The 17265-nt window shown below is 73.1% G+C and carries 13 protein-coding genes; 1 reads left to right on the top strand and 12 read right to left on the bottom strand.

What is annotated here, in order from left to right; all coding sequences use genetic code 11:
• Nucleotides 1–43: 43 nt before the first annotated feature.
• The gene (locus BM242_RS01550) at nt 44–1852 is read left to right on the top strand and encodes a hypothetical protein (RefSeq protein ID WP_093836754.1); all 1809 of its coding nucleotides are present in this window, start codon (nt 44–46) and stop codon (nt 1850–1852) included.
• 15 nt (nt 1853–1867) lie between these two features.
• Here BM242_RS01550 and mgtE read toward each other — a convergent pair whose 3' ends face one another.
• The 12 genes from mgtE to BM242_RS01490 all read right to left on the bottom strand — a co-directional run bounded on the left by mgtE (nt 1868) and on the right by BM242_RS01490 (nt 17218).
• Nucleotides 1868–3193, bottom strand: coding sequence for a magnesium transporter (gene mgtE / locus BM242_RS01545; protein ID WP_093836753.1), 1326 nt, complete (start codon nt 3191–3193; stop codon nt 1868–1870).
• 317 nt (nt 3194–3510) lie between these two features.
• Entirely contained in the window at nt 3511–4812 is a 1302-nt protein-coding gene (locus tag BM242_RS01540) for a thymidine phosphorylase (protein WP_093836752.1), read from the bottom strand.
• 12 nt (nt 4813–4824) lie between these two features.
• On the bottom strand, nt 4825–5232 hold the full coding sequence (locus tag BM242_RS01535; protein WP_093836751.1) for a cytidine deaminase: 408 nt from the start codon (nt 5230–5232) through the stop codon (nt 4825–4827).
• A complete protein-coding gene (locus BM242_RS01530) occupies nt 5229–6524 on the bottom strand; it encodes an ABC transporter permease (protein ID WP_093836750.1) in 1296 nt (431 codons plus the stop codon). Before BM242_RS01530 ends, BM242_RS01535 begins: the two co-directional genes overlap by 4 nt.
• A complete protein-coding gene (locus BM242_RS01525) occupies nt 6521–7666 on the bottom strand; it encodes an ABC transporter permease (RefSeq protein ID WP_093836749.1) in 1146 nt (381 codons plus the stop codon). The genes BM242_RS01530 and BM242_RS01525 overlap by 4 nt, the downstream gene beginning before the upstream one ends.
• A 1-nt stretch (nt 7667) precedes the next feature.
• The gene (locus BM242_RS01520; protein WP_093836748.1) at nt 7668–9281 is read right to left on the bottom strand and encodes an ABC transporter ATP-binding protein; all 1614 of its coding nucleotides are present in this window, start codon (nt 9279–9281) and stop codon (nt 7668–7670) included.
• Between the two features lie 160 nt (nt 9282–9441).
• Nucleotides 9442–10476: a BMP family lipoprotein gene (locus BM242_RS01515; RefSeq protein WP_093836747.1), complete on the bottom strand. Its 1035-nt coding sequence runs from the start codon at nt 10474–10476 to the stop codon at nt 9442–9444.
• A 191-nt stretch (nt 10477–10667) separates the two neighbouring features.
• Complete coding sequence (locus BM242_RS01510) at nt 10668–11957, bottom strand: amidohydrolase (RefSeq protein ID WP_093836746.1); 1290 nt, start codon at nt 11955–11957, stop codon at nt 10668–10670.
• A gap of 297 nt (nt 11958–12254) precedes the next feature.
• Complete coding sequence (locus tag BM242_RS01505; RefSeq protein ID WP_245833730.1) at nt 12255–13436, bottom strand: hypothetical protein; 1182 nt, start codon at nt 13434–13436, stop codon at nt 12255–12257.
• Nucleotides 13437–13467: 31 nt separating this feature from the next.
• On the bottom strand, nt 13468–14412 hold the full coding sequence (locus BM242_RS01500; RefSeq protein ID WP_093836745.1) for an N-acetylneuraminate synthase family protein: 945 nt from the start codon (nt 14410–14412) through the stop codon (nt 13468–13470).
• Nucleotides 14409–15644: an acylneuraminate cytidylyltransferase gene (locus BM242_RS01495; RefSeq protein WP_093836744.1), complete on the bottom strand. Its 1236-nt coding sequence runs from the start codon at nt 15642–15644 to the stop codon at nt 14409–14411. Before BM242_RS01495 ends, BM242_RS01500 begins: the two co-directional genes overlap by 4 nt.
• 119 nt (nt 15645–15763) lie before the next feature.
• Nucleotides 15764–17218 carry a DUF6716 putative glycosyltransferase gene (locus BM242_RS01490; RefSeq protein ID WP_093836743.1) on the bottom strand — a complete coding sequence of 485 codons (1455 nt, stop codon included), beginning with the start codon at nt 17216–17218 and terminating at the stop codon, nt 15764–15766.
• Nucleotides 17219–17265 lie beyond the last annotated feature (47 nt).

Genomic DNA, 17265 nt, shown 5'->3' with positions numbered 1-17265 from the left:
ACCACGGGCACCCCCCGTTGCCCGCCCTGCCCGAAGGAGCGTCATGACGGTCTACGGTCCCGGCGCGCCGGTCCCGCCCATCTCCCCGCCGCCGGCGCCGCCCGGGCCCCCGCCGGGGCCCCCGCCGGGCCGCAGCGCGGCCCGGGGCGCGGCTGCCGCGGCGCTCAACGCCACCGCGCTCAGCGCCGGTTACCTCTATCTGCGGCGCCGGCCGCGGGCGCTGGCCACGCTGGCCGGCACCGTGCTGCTGGTGCTGCTGGCCACCTGGCTGGAGGCGCCGGGCGGGCGGCCGGTCTGGACGGCGGTCTTCGTGCTCTGGGCGGCGGCCATGGCCGTGGACGGCCGCCGGCTGGGCCTGGCCGCGCCCGGCCCGGGCCCGCGCCGCCCCTGGCTGCCGCTCGGCGCCGCCGTGGCCCTGCTGGCCGTGGTGGTGAGCGGCTATGCCGTGTACCAGGCGCTGCCCGGACGGGCTTTGGAGCAGGCCGGGAAGGCGCATGCCGCCGGGGACTGCGAACGCGCCCTGGACCGCTACGGCCAGGTGCTCTCCGCCCGCTACGCCCTCGCCTTCCACGGCCGGGAGGAGGACGCCGAACGGGGCGTGCACGCCTGCGAGATCATGCTCCTGGCACAGACCCACGCCGGGCAGGAGGCATGGGGCGAGGCGGTCTCCGCCTACCGCGACTATGCCGCCCTCTACGAGGGCGAACCGCCCTGGGAGGGGGTGCACGCCCGGCTGTCCGAGCTGCGGCTGGCCCACGCCGACAGCCTGGTCCGCCAGGGATCCGCCAGCAGCATCGAGGCCGCCGACAACTTCTACGTCCAGGCGTTCGACGAATACGTCACGCTCCGCGGGGAACAGCCGGAATTCCCCGAGGCCGCCGAGGTCCCGGACCGGATCACGGCACTGTGGGACACCGCGACCGCCTCCCTGGCGGCCGGTGACCACTGCACGGCAGTGCGCGAACTGCGTTTCTTCACGCGGCTGCCGGAAGAGTCGGAGGCACCCGAGGAGTGGGCGGCCGAGGACGCCGCCCGGCTGGCGGACCGGGCGAGGGCCGCGCTCCCGGCCGAACTGCTGGACTGCTCCACCACCGCCTACGAGAGTGCGGACTGGGACGCGGCGGAGCGCGGCTTCGGCGATCTGCTGGCCGATTTCCCCGAGAGCGGGCAGAGCGGCAAGGTGCCCGGCACCCTGGAGGCGTACCGCAAGGCCAGGGCGCAGGACTTGACCGGCGCCAGGGGCTGCGAGGCGTTCGACGAGCTGGAGTTCCTGGCCGACCTGCCGGAGAGCAACTCCGCCTTCGAGGGGAAGACCTACCGGGATCTCGCCGGACGGGCGGAGAACTCCCTGGCCGAGGCGCACTACCAGTGCGGCAGCGCGGCCTTTGTGGACGGCGACTACGACACCGCGGAAAGCCATATGCGCACGGTGGTGGACGAGCACGAGGAGCACGACCGGGCCGGCCACGCCGCGGATGTCCTGATCGCCATCGAGATCGCCCGGATCGGCGACGGCGCCACCAACACCCTGCCGGACCCCTCCGCCGCGGGCAGCGCGCCCAGCGGGACCACCACCGTCACCATCATCAACGACTCCGGCGTGGAGCTGGAGATCCTCTACACCGGGCCGGAGACCGGTACCGCGTCGGTGGCCTCGGCGGGCGCCGGCGGCGGCCAGTGCCTGGCCCCCGACGGCAAGCCCTCGGTGACCCTGCAACTCGCCCCCGGCGCCTACTCGGTCGTCGCCCGCACCCCGGACGGCTCGGTCACCCCCTACTACGGCTCCTGGACCCTGCTCTCCGGAACCTCCTACCGCGACTGCTACTACATCGAATACGGCTACGGCTTCTGACCGCCGCCCGGTGGCTCAGAGGCCGAGGACGATTTTGGCGGTGGTGAAGTAGATGATCAGGCCGGTGGCGTCGACCAGGGTGGTGACCATGGGGGCGGAGACCACGGCCGGGTCGATGCGGAGCTTCTTGGCCAGCAGCGGCATGGTGCCGCCCACGGTGGAGGCCCAGCCGCAGATGACGATCAGCGTCACTCCGACGATCACGGCGATGTCCAGGCCGACGAAGACCGCGCCGATCAGGGCGCCGACCAGGGCCAGCAGGGTGCCCAGCAGCAGCCCGGTGCGGCATTCCCGCCAGATCACCCGGAACAGGTCGGAGACCCGGACCTCGCCCACCGCCAGGGCGCGGACCGCGGCGGTGGCGGCCTGGGCGCCCGCGTTGCCGCCGGCCCCGATCAGCAGCGGCACGAACAGCGCCAGCGCGGTGACCTCCTCCAGGGTGGCCTCGAAGACCCGGTTGACGGTGACCGTCAGGGTGGCGGCGACCAGCAGCAGCATCAGCCAGACCGCGCGGGAGCGGGCCAGCCGGAAGACGCCGACCGACATGTAGTGGCGCTCCAGCGGCTCGGCACCGGACTGCCGGGCGGTGTCCTCGGTGTCCGCGGCCTCGATGACCTCCACCGCGTCGTCGATGGTGAGCAGGCCGACCAGCCGGTCCTCGCTGTCCACCACCGGCAGGTCCAGCATGTTGGTCTCGCGCATCAGCCGGGCGGCCTGCTCGGCCGGATCGGTGGCCCGGGCCCGGGGCGGCTCGGTGTCCACCAGCCGGGCCACCTGGAGGTCCGGGTTGCTGAGCACCAGATCGCGCAGTTCCACGATGCCGGTCAGGCGGCGGCCGGTGTCCACCACCGGCAGGGTGTAGATGGTCTCGGCGTGCGCGCCGCGCAGCCGCACCACGTCCAGTGCCTCGGCGACCGTCAGATTCTGCTGGAGCGCCACCGTCTCGGGCGTCATGAAGCGGCCGACCGAGCCCTCGGGGTAACCGAGCAGCGCGGCCGTCATGTGCCGCTCGTGCGCGCTCAGCCCGGCCAGCACCCGGCGGGCGACCTTGGCCGGCACCTCGCCCAGCATCCGCGCCCGGTCGTCCGGGTCCATGCCCTCCACCAGGTCGCGGAACGCCTGGTCGCGCAGCCCCTCCAGAATCTGCTGCTGGTCTACCGGGTCGAGTTCCTCGAAGACCTCCAGCGCCCGGTCCTTGTCGAGCAGCCGGAAGGCGACCACCGAGTTCACCGCGTCCATCCGGGCGATCTCGTCCGCGATGGAATACGCGGGCTGGGTCTCCAGCCATTCCATGGCCCCGGCGAGGTCGTGCTCCTCCAGCAGGACAGGCAGATGCGTCATGACGGGGTACCCCCTGACAACGGAAAGCGGTCACTGAACCATCCGGTGTTCGCGCACACGCCTGGTGTCCCAGGGGCCCGCGGGCGTCAGCTAGCGCGCCGGCGGGCGGACCCGGGGGTCGGGGGCGTGGCGCCGGGGATGACTGGGAGGCTCGCTGCGCATGACAGCACCACCTCCCGAAGTGACATCGACCGTCCGCCAAATCCGTTCTTCAGGCTACATCGAGCAGGAAAAGATCATGACAGAAAGTCCGGCATAAAGGACAGCGAATCGGGAAGGATTCACCGGATGTACGCCGTGGCGTGGTCCGGGGCGGGTCAGGCCACCCGGTCCAGGACCAGCGGGGCGAGGGCGGGCGCGGCGCCCGGGCCGGGCTCGCCGGGCCCGTCCGGGACGATGACCACGGCGTCGTCCGCCAGCGCGGCCAGCGCGGCCGGGAAACGCTCCGGGGTGTCGGTGTGCAGGGTCAGCAGCGGCTGCCCGGCGGTCACCCGCTCGCCCGGCCTGGCATGCAGTTCCACACCGGCGCCGGCCTGCACCGGGTCCTCCTTGCGGGCCCGGCCGGCCCCCAGCCGCCAGGCGGCCACCCCCACCGCATAGGCGTCCAGCCTGGTCAGCACCCCGCTCGCCGGGGCGGGCAGGGTGTGCCGCTCGCGGGCCACCGGCAGCGGCGCGTCCGGGTCGCCGCCCTGGGCGGCGATCATCCGGCGCCAGACGTCCATGGCGCCGCCGCCCCGCAGCGCCCGCTCCGGGTCGGCGTCCGGCAGCCCGGCCGCGTCCAGCATCTCCCGGGCCAGCGCCAGGGTCAGTTCCACCACATCGGCCGGTCCGCCGCCGGCCAGGACCTCCACCGACTCCCGCACCTCCAGGGCATTGCCGGCGGTCAGCCCCAGCGGGACGGACATGTCGGTGAGCAGCGCCACCGTGCGCACCCCGTGGTCGGTGCCCAGTTCCACCATGGTGGCGGCCAGTTCCCGGGCGTCGGCGAGGGTCTTCATGAAGGCGCCGGAGCCGACCTTGACGTCCAGCACCAGCGCGCCGGTGCCCTCGGCGATCTTCTTGCTCATGATGGAGCTGGCGATCAGCGGGATGGACTCGACCGTGCCGGTGACGTCCCGCAGCGCGTACAGCTTGCGGTCGGCGGGGGCCAGGCCCTCGCCGGCGGCGCAGATCACCGCGCCGGCCGAGCCCAGCACCTCCATCATCTCCGGGCCGGACAGCCCGGCGCGCCAGCCGGGGACGGACTCCAGCTTGTCCAGGGTGCCGCCGGTGTGGCCGAGCCCCCGGCCGGAGAGCTGCGGTACGGCCGCGCCGCAGGCGGCGACCAGCGGCGCCAGCGGCAGGGTGATCTTGTCGCCGACGCCGCCGGTGGAGTGCTTGTCCACGGTGGGGCGGGGCAGGGCGGAGAAGTCCATCCGCTCCCCGGAGGCGATCATGGCCGCGGTCCAGCGGGCGATCTCGGCCCGGTCCATGCCGTTCAGCAGGATGGCCATGGCCAGCGCGGACATCTGCTCGTCGGCCACCCGGCCGCGGGTGTAGGCGTCGATGACCCAGTCGATCTGCCCGGGGGTGAGCGCATGCCCGTCGCGCTTGGCCCGGATGACGGTGATGGCGTCCATGGAAGGCGGCTCCTACGGGCGGTGGAGGTGGGCGGGGCCGAAGTGCTGGGGCAGCAGCGCGGACAGCGGCAGGATGCCCTCGGGGGTGTCCATGCTCAGCTCCGGGCCGCCGTGCTCCAGCAGCAACTGGCGGCACCGGCCGCACGGGGTGATGGTCTGTCCGGAGCCGTCGCAGCAGGTGAAGTGGGTCAGCCGGCCGCCGCCGGCGGCGTACAGCGCGGAGACCAGGCCGCATTCGGCGCACAGCCCGAGGCCGTAGGAGGCGTTCTCCACATTGCAGCCGGTGAGGGTGCGGCCGTCCGCGGTGCGGGCGGCGGCACCCACCGGGTAGCGGGAGTAGGGCGCATAGGCCCGGGAGGCCGCCTCCCGGGCCGCCGCGCGCAGTTCCTCCCACAGCCGCTCGCCGGCGGGGCCGGTCATGTGGACTGTCCCCGGCGGTAGGGCCGGCCGATGGCCCGTGGCACCCGCAGCCGCTGGGAGAACAGCGTCAGCACCACCAGGGTGGTCAGATACGGGCTGGCGGTGACCAGTTCGCCCGGCATGGTGTCGGTGGCCGCCCACCAGGCGAACAGCAGCACGGCCAGGCCCGCGTTGAAGCCGGCCGCCAGGGTGAGCCGCCGGGCGCGCACCATCTGCCAGACCGCGACCACGGCCAGCAGCACCGCGAAGAGCAGCAGTATGGCGTGCACGGTGTCGCCGCCGCCGCGGATCTGGAGCGCGTCCATGAAGCCGAACAGGCCGGCGCCGACCGCCACCCCGCCCGGCCGCCAGTTGCCGAAGATCATGGTGGCCAGGCCCAGGAAGCCGCGCCCGCCGGTCTGCCCGTCCTGGTACATGCGGATGAACACGGCCAGATAGGCCCCGCCCAGCCCGGCCAGCGCGCCGGAGATCAGCACCGCGAGGTACTTGTACAGATAGACGTTGACCCCCAGCGACTCGGTGGCCACCGGGTTCTCGCCGCAGGAGCGCAGCCGCAGCCCGAAGGAGGTCCGCCACAGCAGGAACCAGGTGGCGAAGAACAGCAGCACGGCGATGACGGTCAGCCAGGACACCCGGGACACCAGGGCGCCCAGCACCCCGGCGGTGTCCGAGACGAAGAAGAGGTTCTGTTCCTCGATGTCCGCCAGCCAGCCGGAGACCCCCGGCACATTCATCTCGCCCAGCGGATCCATCCGTGGCGACTGTTTGTCGTTGCCGCCCTGCCGGCTCGCCTCGGTGCCCTCGCCGAACCAGAGATGGGCCAGGAACTGCACCACGCCCAGTGCCAGGATGTTGATGGCCACACCGGAGACGATGTGGTCCACCCCGAAGGTGACCGTGGCCACCGCGTGCACCAGGGCGCCCAGCACCCCGCCGATCACGCCCGCCAGCACGGCCGGCCAGGGGCCGTACTGCCAGCCGATCCAGCCGGCGCCGAACATGCCGAGCATCATCATGCCTTCGAGGCCGATGTTGATCACCCCGGAGCGTTCCGACCACAGGCCGCCCAGGCCGGCCAGTCCGATCGGCACCGCCAGGCCCAGCGCGCTGCCCCACTGCCGGGCGTCGGTCAGGCTCTGGGTGTCGGTGACCACCCGCGCCAGGGACAGCAGCAGCAGCGCCGCCGCGATCAGCAGCAGGACCACCGGGTAGCTCAGCCTGGGGCGGCCACCGCGCTCCACCTTGCCGCGGACCCGCACCGGGTCCGGGCCGGTCTGGACTTCCGAGCTCACTGGCCGACCTCCGCCGCGTCGTTCGTCTTCGCCCGGCCGGCGGCGAGTTCGGCGCCGACCCGGCTCTGCTGGCGCCGCAGACCCCAGCGCCGTACCAGTTCGTAGGCGATGACCACGGAGAGCACGATGGTGCCCTGCATCACGCCCACGATCTCCCTGCTGTAGCCCTCGAAGTCGAGGTGGTTGCCGGTGCGCTCCAGAAAGCCCCAGAGCAGCGCGGCAAAGGCCATGCCCACGGCGTGGTTGCGGCCCAGCAGCGCGATGGCGATGCCGGTGAAGCCCATGCCCCCGGGGAAGTTGTTGCCGAAGTTGCCGGAGTCGTTGAGCAGGATCGGCATGCCGACCAGGCCGGCCGCCACGCCGGACAGCAGCATGGCGCCGGTCACCATGGTCTTGACATTGACGCCGCTGGCCAGGGCCGCGGTGTCGGAGTGGCCCACCGCCCGCAGGTCGTAGCCGAACCGGGTGCGGCCCAGCAGGAACCAGTAGGCGACACCGGCCAGCACGGCGATCACCACGGTGCCCCAGATCTCGCCGTTGCCGGTGTCGATGGTGAAGAACATGCTGGAGTCCGGCAGGTCCGGGGTGTGCACGATGTTCCCGGACAGCTCGGCCAGCCGGCCCTCCTTGAGCAGATAGCCGACCAGCGAACCGGCGATGGCGTTCAGCATGATGGTGCTGATCACCTCGCTCACCCCGCGGGTGGCCTTGAGATAGCCGGCGATGCCCGCCCAGAAGCCGGAGACCACCATGGCGACCAGGATCATCAGCGGGATGTTGACCAGCCCGGTGAACGCCAGGCTGCCGCCCACCCAGGCCGCGATCAGCGCGCCGACCTGGTACTGGCCGTCCACCCCGATGTTGAAGAGATTCATCCGGAAGCCGATGGCCACCGCCACCGCGGACAGGTAGTAGGCGATCGCCTTGTTGATGATCCAGACCTGGCTGTCCGCCTTGGTGCCGTAGTCCAGCATCAGCCCGAAGGCGCGGACCGGGTTCTGGTCGGTGACCGCCATCACCACCGCGATCAGCACAAAGGCCGTGACCAGGGCGAGGGCCGGGGCGGCGGCGCCCAGCAGCAGCCGCTCCCGCCGGTGCGGGTCGCGCACCAGGGAGGTCAGCGAGGAAACGGTGGCGGGCATCTCAGTCATCACTTCCCTGGGCGCCGGGGTCGTCCGCCGGGCCGGGCCGGTCCAGTGTGCCGGTGGCGGCGCCGGTCATGGCGGTGCCGAGCTGCTCCGGGGTGATGGCCGCCGGGTCGGCACTGGCCACCAGCCGGCCCCGGTACATCACCCGGAGGGTGTCGGAGAGGCCGATCAGCTCGTCGAGGTCGGCGGAGATCAGCAGCACCGCCATGCCCTCGTGCCGGGCCTCCCGGATCTGGTCCCAGATCTGGACCTGGGCGCCGACGTCCACGCCCCGGGTGGGGTGGGCGGCGACCAGCACCCGCGGCCGGTGGCTCATCTCCCGGCCGACGATCAGCTTCTGCTGGTTGCCGCCGGACAGGCTGGCCGCGGTGACGTCCACCCCCGGGGTGCGCACGTCGTACTCCTCGACGATCCGCTCGGTGTCCCGGCGGGCGTCGCCGCCGGTCAGCCAGGGGCCGTTGCTGTTGGGGCGCTGGGTGACATGGCCCAGCATGCGGTTCTCCCACAGCGGGGCGTCCAGCAGCAGGCCGTGCCGGTGCCGGTCCTCGGGGATGTAGCCGATGCCGGCCTCGCGGCGCCCGCGGGTGGCGGTCCGGGAGATGTCCTCCCCCGCCAGCCGGATCACCCCGCCGTCCGGCCGGCGCATCCCCATCACGGTCTCCACCAGCTCGGACTGGCCGTTGCCCTCCACGCCGGCGATGCCCAGCACCTCGCCGCGGTGGATGGTGAAGGTGATGTCGGAGAGCACCTCGCGCACCACGCCCTCGGCGTCGGTGCCGGACAGATGCAGTCCGGACACCTCCAGCACCGGGGTGTCGGTGACGGTGGACTCGCGGGTCTCCGGCACCGGCAGCTCGGTGCCCACCATCAGCTCGGCGAGCTGCTTCGGGGTGGTCTCGGCGGGGGTGACGGAGGCGACCGTGGTGCCGCGGCGGATCACGGTGATCTCGTCGGCGACCGCCAGCACCTCGCCCAGCTTGTGCGAGATGAAGATCACCGTCAGGCCCTCCGCCTTGAGCTCGCGGAGGTTGGCGAAGAGGGCGTCCACCTCCTGCGGCACCAGCACCGCGGTGGGCTCGTCCAGGATCAGGGTGCGGGCGCCGCGGTAGAGGACCTTGAGGATCTCCACCCGCTGGCGGTCGGCCACGCCGATCTCCTCCACCAGCACATCCGGGCGCACCCCGAGGCCGTAGGCGTCGGAGAGCTCCTGGATGCGGCGGCGGGCGGCGGCGCCGATGCCGTGCAGCTTCTCCGCGCCGAGCACGATGTTCTCCTGCACGGTGAGGTTGTCGGCCAGCATGAAGTGCTGGTGCACCATGCCGATGCCGCGGGCGATGGCGTCGGCGGGCGAGTGCAGGACGACGGCGCGGCCGTCGACGGAGATGGTGCCCTCGTCCGGCTTCTGCATGCCGTAGAGGATCTTCATCAGGGTGGACTTCCCGGCACCGTTCTCACCGATCAGGGCATGCACGGTGCCGCGCCGGACGGTGATGTCGATGTCCCGGTTGGCCACCACACCGGGGAAACGTTTCGTGATGCCGCGCAGCTCGACGGCCGGCGAGCCGTTGCCTGTCCCGGGGGAGGCGGCGGCTGGTGATGAGGCAGAGATGACGCACTCTCCTGGGGCGAAGGAGCAGGGCCTGGTCGGACGCCGACGCTATCGTGTCCGGGCCGGTGCTACGCGCGTAGTGTTCCGAACAGCGGCCCGGCGGGGAGGGAAGCCTCCCCGCCGGGCCCGGGCACCGCGTCCCGCACCGGCCACCGTGGGGTCAGGGGGTCTGGCTGACCTCGATGTCGCCGTTGATGATGCCTTCCCTGGCGGCGTCGATCTCGGCCTGGATGTCGTCGATGAAGCCGCCGGAGGTGGCCAGGTAGACGCCCTCCTCGGCCAGTCCGTACTCGCCCACGCCGGACAGCGGCTCACCACTTTCCACGCTCTGGATCAGGTCGAAGACCGCGACATCCACCGCCTTGACCGCGGAGGTGAGGATGTGGTCCTGCCACTCGGCCAGACCCTCCTGCTGGTACTGGTCGGAGTCCACGCCGATGGCCCAGACGCCCTCGTGCTTGGCGACCTCCTCGATGGAGCCGTTGCCGGAGGCGCCCGCCGCGGTGTAGATGATGTCGGCGTCGCGGACGATCATGCCGTCCGCCTTCTCCTTGGCCTTGGCCGGGTCGGCGAAGCCGGCGCCGGTGCCGCTGTTCTCGTAGAGGTACTCCACCAGCACCTCGACGTCCGGGCTGGTGTCCGCGACACCCTGCTCGAAGCCGGCCTGGAACTTCTGGATCAGCGGGTTGTTCTCACCGCCGATGAAGCCCACCACATTGGTCTGCGTCTTCAGCGCCGCGGCCACTCCCGCCAGATACGAGGCCTCGTGCTCGGCGAACACCATGCTGTACACGTTGTCCGCCTCCACCACCGAGTCCACGATGCCGAAGGTGGTGTCCGGGAACTGCTCGGCGGCGCGCTCCACGGCGGTGCCGTAGAGGAAGCCGACGCCGATCACCGGGTCGTAGCCGGCCTCCGCCATCTGGGTGAGCCGCTGCTCGCGGTCGGCGTCGGTCTCACCCTCGCGGGCGGTCTGGTAGAAGACCTCGACGCCCAGCTCCTCCTCGGCCTTGTCCCCGCCGCGGGCGGCCGACTCGTTGAAGGACTGGTCGTCACGGCCGCCGACGTCAAAGGCGACGGCGGGCCCCTTTTCCGCCCCCTCCGACTCCGTCGAGCTCTCGCCGCACGCGGCGGCGGACAGCGCGAGCGCGACGGTGGCGGCCACCGATGCTGCAAGCTTGGATACGCGGCGCAAGAGACGTTCCCTTCGCTAGAAGCGCCTCGTTCGGCGCTGCTTTCGCGGAATAGTAACGCGCGTAGATCCGGCGGGGCGGGAGGGAAAGCACCCGTTATCAGATCGTCGTGATCGCAACGCGTACGCAACACGATGACGCGGGGAACGGTGACGCACCGGGGGCCGTCCGGCCCCGGCGGGCGCCGTCCGGCTCAGCGGCCGGCCGCGTCCCGCAGGGCGGCGGCGGCCAGCAGCTCGGCCCCGACCGCGATGGCCCGCTCGTCCACATCGAAGTCGCCCTGGTGGATGTCCAGGTCCCGGCCGGTGCGGCCGGGGGTGCGCACCCCGAGACGGGCCATGGCACCGGGCACCTGCTCCAGATACCAGGAGAAGTCCTCGCCGCCAAGGCTCTGCTCGGTGTCCGCCACGGCCTCCTCGCCGAACCGCTCGGTCATGGCGGCGCCCAGCAGCTCCACCGCGCCGGCCTCGTTCACCACCGGGGGGACGCCGCGCACATAGCGGATCTCCGACTTGGCGCGGTGCACGGCGGCCACCTCGTCCACCGCGGCGTGCACCAGATCGGGGGCCTGGCGCCAGCCGGCCAGCTCCAGACAGCGGATGGTGCCGGCCAGCTCGGCGCGCTGCGGGATGACATTGGCGGCGTGGCCGGTCTCCAGCCGGCCCCAGGTGAGATTGACGCCCCAGCGGGTGTCGGCCCGCCGCTGCACCAGCGCGGGAACGTCCAGCGCGATGCGGGCGGCGGCGCCGACCAGGTCGGTGGTCAGATGCGGCCGGGCGGTGTGGCCGCCGGGCCCGGAGAGCGCGACGGTCACCATGTCGGCGGCGGAGGTGATGGCCCCGGTGCGCAGCCCGATCCGGCCGGCGTCCAGCCGGGGATCGCAGTGCAGCGCCACGATCCGGGCCACGCCCTCCAGGGCACCGCTCTCGATGGCCGAGTGGGCGCCGCCGGGCATGATCTCCTCGGCGGGCTGGAAGATCAGCCGGACCGGATGCGGCAGCAGACCGCCGCGGGCCAGCCCGGCCAGCGCCAGCCCGGCGCCCAGCACCACGGAGGTGTGCACATCGTGACCGCAGGCATGGGCCCGGCCGGGGACCGTGGAGCGGTAGGGGACGGACTTGGTGTCGGGGATGGGCAGCGCGTCCATGTCGCCGCGCAGGGCGAGCATGGCACGGCCGCCGGTCCAGGCGCCCGGGCGGCCGGAGGGGAGGATGTCGCAGATCAGACCGGTGCCGCTGGCCAGCACCCGGGGGGCCAGGCCGGCCTTCTCCAGCCGCGCCTTGACCGCGGCGGTGGCGCGGACCTCCTGATTGCCCAGCTCCGGGTGCATGTGCATGTCGCGCCGGAAGGCGATCAGCTCGGCGTGCAGCGCGTCGTCGATCAGGGCGGTGGAGCCGCGGCCGTGGCCGTTCCCCGGGACGGGCCCGCCGGGCGCGTCCGGCGCGGAGTCGGCGATCAGGGGGGATACGCCGTCCCGGGGCATCGTGGCGGAGGACGCCCCGGAGGGCGCAGCGGCGACGGCATCCCGTGACAGCAAGTGGCTCACCTGACCGAGAGTAACCTCGGAGGGTCCCAAGTTCCCCGCGATCATGAGAACTTCACCCGCGAGGACGACAGATTATCGATTGCTCCGCGCATACCCGGTCAGAGTAAGGGGTAGAACCTCGGATTTCCCTTGAGTCCGCAGATTGAGACGCGCGCCACTCCTGCAACACTCACTGATCTTTACATCCAACTCCCCGCCGTCCGGGCGCGGTTGTGCCCGGAGCCGGGCCCCGGCTCAGGGCAGGGCGGACAGGGTGGCCAGACCGTGCACCCCGCTGGCGGTGCGGGTGACGGAGGCCAGGAAGACCCTGGCGCGCGGTGAGGCCCGCTCGGTCAGCCAGTCGTCGTCCACCTCGCAGACGCTGACCTTCACCGGGGTGTCGGCCAGCACCTGCGGCAGGGTGTGCACCACGGTGGAGGGAAAGCTCAGCACATGGGCGGCGACCGGGCCGCGCCGGGCCACCAGCTCCAGCGGCAGATCGGGGCGGATGATCTCCAGGCCGGACTCCAGCGCCACCCGGCGCAGCTTGGCCGCCCGCTCCCGGCGGTGGGCGAAGTAGCGGGTGATGCCGTAGCGCTTGGTCAGGGCGGTCACCGCGGCCAGGTAGTCGTCCTCGCGGACCACGCCGGTCTCCACCAGCGAGGTGCCGACCAGGTCCGCGCCGGGGAGGACGGCCGGCGGGCCGAAGTGGTCCCGGGTCCAGGGGAAGTCGTTGGGGATCACCTGTATCCCGTCCGGCACCTCGACCGGCATGGCGCTGAAGACCTCCACCCGGCGCCGCCCGGGCTGCGGCAGCAGCCGGGTGACGGCGCGCCGGGCCACGGGGGCGAAGACCGTGGCCCCCGGCCCGCGGGACGGCCTGCGGTGCCAGCGCACCAGCCGCTCGCCGCGGGCCAGTTGGCCGGCGAACTCCATGGTGGCGGTGCCGTCGTCCACCACCACCACCTCGCGCGGATCCGACAGCGCGAGCAGCAGCTGGATCCAGCGGGAGAAGGGATCCCCTATCAGCAGCAGCCTCGCCCCGCGCAGCCGGGCGGCCAGCCCGGGCAGGCTGCGGATGCCGGAGCCGCCCGAGCGGACCTCCCGCCAGACCACCCGGTGACCGGCCTCCTGGGCCAGCCGTGCCATCCGGCGCAGCTGGCCCCGGGCGCCGGCCTCGCGCGGCGGCAGCACCACCACGTGCAGCAGGATGTCCCCCTGGCCCAGGGCCCACTCCAGCACATTGAGCAACTGCACCGGGCTCTCCACCAGAGCCACCGCGCCGGCATCCGCGGCCCGCGCCCCGGCGGCGGCTCCCGGGCCGCCGGCGGTGCCGGACTCGCCGGGAGCCCGCCGGTCGGCTGCGGGGACGCCGGCCGGAGCGGCGGCGCCGTGCTCCGGGCCGCCGCCCTCGGCGGCGGGGTCGGGTCGGGTCATGGGCGCGGGCTCCCCCCGGGGTGTCGGTGGCTCAGACCATCGCGGGCTCGGTGCCGGTCACGGCGTCCTGCCGCTCGGCCACCACGCCCTTGACACGGCGCAGCTTCTTCATCGGAGCCAGCTCGCTGTCATAGACCTTCTTCACGCCGTCCCCCAGCGACTCCTCGATGATCCGGATGTCGCGGACCAGCCGGTTCAGGCCCTGCGGCTCCACCGAGGCCGCCTGGTCCGAGCCCCACATGGCCCGGTCCAGGGTGATGTGCCGCTCCACGAACACCGCGCCCAGCGCGACCGCGGCCAGCGTGGTCTGGAGCCCGGTCTCGTGCCCGGAGTAGCCGATCGGCACGTTCGGGTACTCGGCCTGGAGGGTGTTGATCACCCGCAGATTCAGCTCGGCGGCCTTGGCCGGGTAGGTGCTGGTGGCGTGGCAGAGCAGGATGTTCTCGCTGCCCAGCACCTCCACCGCGTGGCGGATCTGCTGCGGGTTGGACATCCCGGTGGACAGCACGACGGTGCGGCCGGTGGCGCGCAGCGCGCGCAGCAGCTCGTCGTCGGTCAGCGAGGCCGAGGCGACCTTGTGCGCGGGCAGGTCGAACTGCTCCAGGAAGGCCACCGCCTCGGTGTCCCACGGGGAGGCGAACCAGTGGATGCCCTTGCGGCGGCAGTACTCGTCGACCGCGCGGTACTCCTCCTCGCCGAACTCCACCCGGTGCCGGTACTCGATGTAGGTCATCCGCCCCCAGGGGGTGTCCCGCTCCAGCTCCCACTGGTCGCGCGGGGTGCAGATCTCGGGCGTGCGCTTCTGGAACTTCACGGCGTCACAGCCCGCGTCCACGGCCGCGTCGATGAGCGCGAACGCGTTCTCCAGATCGCCGTTGTGGTTGATGCCGATCTCACCGGTGATGTAGACGGGACGGCCGGGACCGACCTCCCGGTCGCCGAAGGTGCGCAGACGGGGTGCGGTGGCAGGGGTCATGACGCGATGAGTTCCTTTCCGAGAATCCACGAGGCGATCTCGCGGATCGCGCCCGCCCCACCCGGGGCGGCGGTGACGGCGCGCGCCGCGGCGCGGACGACGTCATGGGCGCCGGCGACCGCGACCGGCCAGCCGACCAGATGAAAACAGGGCAGGTCGTTGACGTCGTTTCCGGCGTAGAGCACTCGTTCGGGGGCGATGGCCTGTTCCTCGCACCACTGCTTGAGCGCGAGGTCCTTGCGGTCGATGCCGTGCAGCACGGGAACGCGCAGCTTGCGCGCCCGGGCGGCGACGACCGGGTTCTCCTCGGTGGACAGGATCAGCAGCGGCAGCCCGGCCCGGCGCAGCGCGGCGATGCCCAGGCCGTCGCCGCGGTGCACCGCGACCAGCTCCCGTCCCTCGGAGTCGACGAGCACCCGGTCGTCGGTCTGGGTGCCGTCGAAATCGAGCACCACCGCGTCGATGTCCTCCCGGGTCGGGCGGATGCCCGAGCCGGGCGGCGGCGCGGCGGTGCCGGCGCCCTCGGCCGCGGGGCCTTCGGCGCCGTCCAGCAGCGGGGCCAGGGCGCGGGCCCGGGCGAGGTCGTGCGGGTCGTCGATCTCCAGCACCCGGGCCGGATCGGTCCGCACCGGCTCGGTGCGGCCGAAGAACCGGTGCCGCCGGCTGCGGAAACCGGCCGCCCGCATGGCGTAGGCGGCGCCGGTCTCCAGCAGGTCCTCGGGGCGGTCCTGGCGGCGCGGGCGGTGGCCGCGGTCGTGGTTGACGCCGTCGGCGCCGCCGCCCGCGGCGGAGTCCGCCCGCCAGAGAAAACCGTGGAAGGGGGCCGCGGTGAGCGCGGTGTCGGCGCCGTCCCGGACCGCGGCGGCGACCCCGTCGACGTCCTCGGGGGTGAGGAACGGGCTGGTGCACTGCACCAGCAGCACCACCTGCACGGCGGTGCCGTGGCGCCGCTCCCACTCGTCCATGGCGTGCAGCACGGCCGATTCGCTGGTGGCGGTGTCACCGGAGATGTCCGCCGGGCGCTCGGCCACCTCGGCGCCGGCCCCGCGGGCGGCAGCCGCGATGCCCGCGTCGTCGGTGGAGACCACCACACCGGTGACCAGCCGGGCGGCGCGGCAGGCCCGCACGGCGCGGACGACCAGCGGCACGCCGCCGACCGTGGCGAGATTCTTGCCCGGCACGCCCTTGGACCCCCCGCGCGCGGGGATCACGGCAAGCACCTGAGTGGTCATCGCTCGTCCCTGGTTCCTTGGTTGCTCGGCACTACGACTCTTCGGCTCTGGGGGTTGGTTCCTGCGGCAAAACGAATGGCGGAACCGGGAAGTTCACGGGGCGGGCGGAGCGGGAGTTCTCACATCCGGCCCCAGCGGCGGACGGCCGGGGCGACCCGCTGCACCGCGACGCGGTAGGCGCCGCGGGCGGTCCGGTGCGCCAGCCGGCGGCCGGCGGCCCTGAGGCCGCGGCCGGCCGCGGCCCCGGGGTCCCGGTAGCCGGGCAGCGGCTCGCCCTTGGGGTCCAGGCCGTGCCGGGCCAGCAGGCCGGGCAGATAGCCGGGTGCGGTGCGCGCGGTGTAGTAGGGCGCCGGCGGCGGCAGTCCTTCGTGCCGGGACCGCACCATCAGCGCGGCCAGCCGGGCCCGGGCCACGGCGAACGCCCGGTCGACCGGGTCCTCCCCCGCGTTCCCTTCCCCGTCTCCGTCCCCTTCCCCGTCGCCTTCCGCGCTGCCGCCGCCGGCGGCTCCGGGGTCCGGGGAGACACCCTGGTCGGCCAGCCAGCGGGGGTCGGGCACCGGAAGCCCGCCGTCGTCGAGCCGGTCCCAGGAGGCGTAGCAGCCGGAGCCGGCGTAGTAGTGGTTGCCCAGCGGCTCCCGGATGCCCAGGTCGGTCAGGACGGCGGTGGGGATGCCCCGGCACAGCGCCTCCAGCGCGGCCGTGGAGCTGACCGTGACCAGCAGGTCGGTGGTGTCCAGCACCTCGTCCATCCGGCCGTAGGCCAGCCGGAAGTTGTCCGGCACGCTGCTGCCGGGCAGTTTGTCCACCAGCCGCTGGTAGGGCACCTCTTCCACATGGGTGGTGTGCTCACCGGGCCTGCTGCGCAGCTTGAGCAGCACCTCCCGCTCGGGGTGGCGGCGGGCATGGGCCACCGCGCGGTCCAGCAGATAGCCGCGCTCCCGGCGGGTCTCGGGCACCGAGGGCTGCACCGCGAAAACGACGCGGAAGGGCCGCTCGCCGCGGCCCACGGCCCCGGGGTCGTGGCGCGGCCCGCCGAGAAAGGGCAGGGCGCAGGGTGTGACCGGGTCGCCCTCGGCGCCCACCCCGCGGTAGACCTCGCGGAACCGCGCGGCGTCGTGCGGGCTGTTGGCGAGCACCAGATCGGCGCCGTGGCGCAGCAGCAGGCCCTGCACCAGCTTTTCGTACACAACGCCCACATAGCCGGTGGCGAGGACCGGCCGGTGGGCGGCGGACGGCCAGCGGCGGGCCAGCGCGTGCAGCGCGGCCTGCACGGTGTGCCCCACGCAGGCGAGCAGCAGCAGGTCGTACCCGGCCGCCTCCCCCGACGCCTCCCGCCCGGCTTCCGGGGCCACTTCCTCCACCAGGCCGGCCAGGCTGGTCTCGCGAAGCACCGCCGCGGACACACCGGTCTCGGCGAGCTGACGGGCGGAGGGCGTGGCACGGCCGCGGAGCAGATAGCCGTGGAGTTCCGCCCCCGGAGCGAGACGACGCGCGGTGAGCGCCCCCCACTTCCACCGGGTGTCGGAATCCGCCAGCACGGCCACGCGCCGCGGAGCGGCAGACGTTACGGGCACACTAGAGAAACTAGGCGCTCCGGGGGCACGTTGCATCAACTTCCCAG

The sequence above is a fragment of the Streptomyces aidingensis genome, from assembly GCF_900112355.1.
In the GTDB taxonomy this organism is placed as follows: domain Bacteria; phylum Actinomycetota; class Actinomycetes; order Streptomycetales; family Streptomycetaceae; genus Streptomyces; species Streptomyces aidingensis.
This window is presented reverse-complemented; position numbering and strand designations above follow the sequence as displayed.

Excerpts from the sequence above, each read along its gene's own strand:
- BM242_RS01550 (WP_093836754.1), top strand. The coding sequence starts at position 44 with ATGACGGTCTACGGTCCCGGCGCGCCGGTCCCGCCCATCTCCCCGCCG.
- mgtE (WP_093836753.1), bottom strand. The coding sequence starts at position 3,193 with ATGACGCATCTGCCTGTCCTGCTGGAGGAGCACGACCTCGCCGGGGCC.
- BM242_RS01540 (WP_093836752.1), bottom strand. The coding sequence starts at position 4,812 with ATGGACGCCATCACCGTCATCCGGGCCAAGCGCGACGGGCATGCGCTC.
- BM242_RS01535 (WP_093836751.1), bottom strand. The coding sequence starts at position 5,232 with ATGACCGGCCCCGCCGGCGAGCGGCTGTGGGAGGAACTGCGCGCGGCG.
- BM242_RS01525 (WP_093836749.1), bottom strand. The coding sequence starts at position 7,666 with ATGCCCGCCACCGTTTCCTCGCTGACCTCCCTGGTGCGCGACCCGCAC.
- BM242_RS01510 (WP_093836746.1), bottom strand. The coding sequence starts at position 11,957 with ATGCCCCGGGACGGCGTATCCCCCCTGATCGCCGACTCCGCGCCGGAC.
- BM242_RS01505 (WP_245833730.1), bottom strand. The coding sequence starts at position 13,436 with ATGACCCGACCCGACCCCGCCGCCGAGGGCGGCGGCCCGGAGCACGGC.
- BM242_RS01500 (WP_093836745.1), bottom strand. The coding sequence starts at position 14,412 with ATGACCCCTGCCACCGCACCCCGTCTGCGCACCTTCGGCGACCGGGAG.
- BM242_RS01495 (WP_093836744.1), bottom strand. The coding sequence starts at position 15,644 with ATGACCACTCAGGTGCTTGCCGTGATCCCCGCGCGCGGGGGGTCCAAG.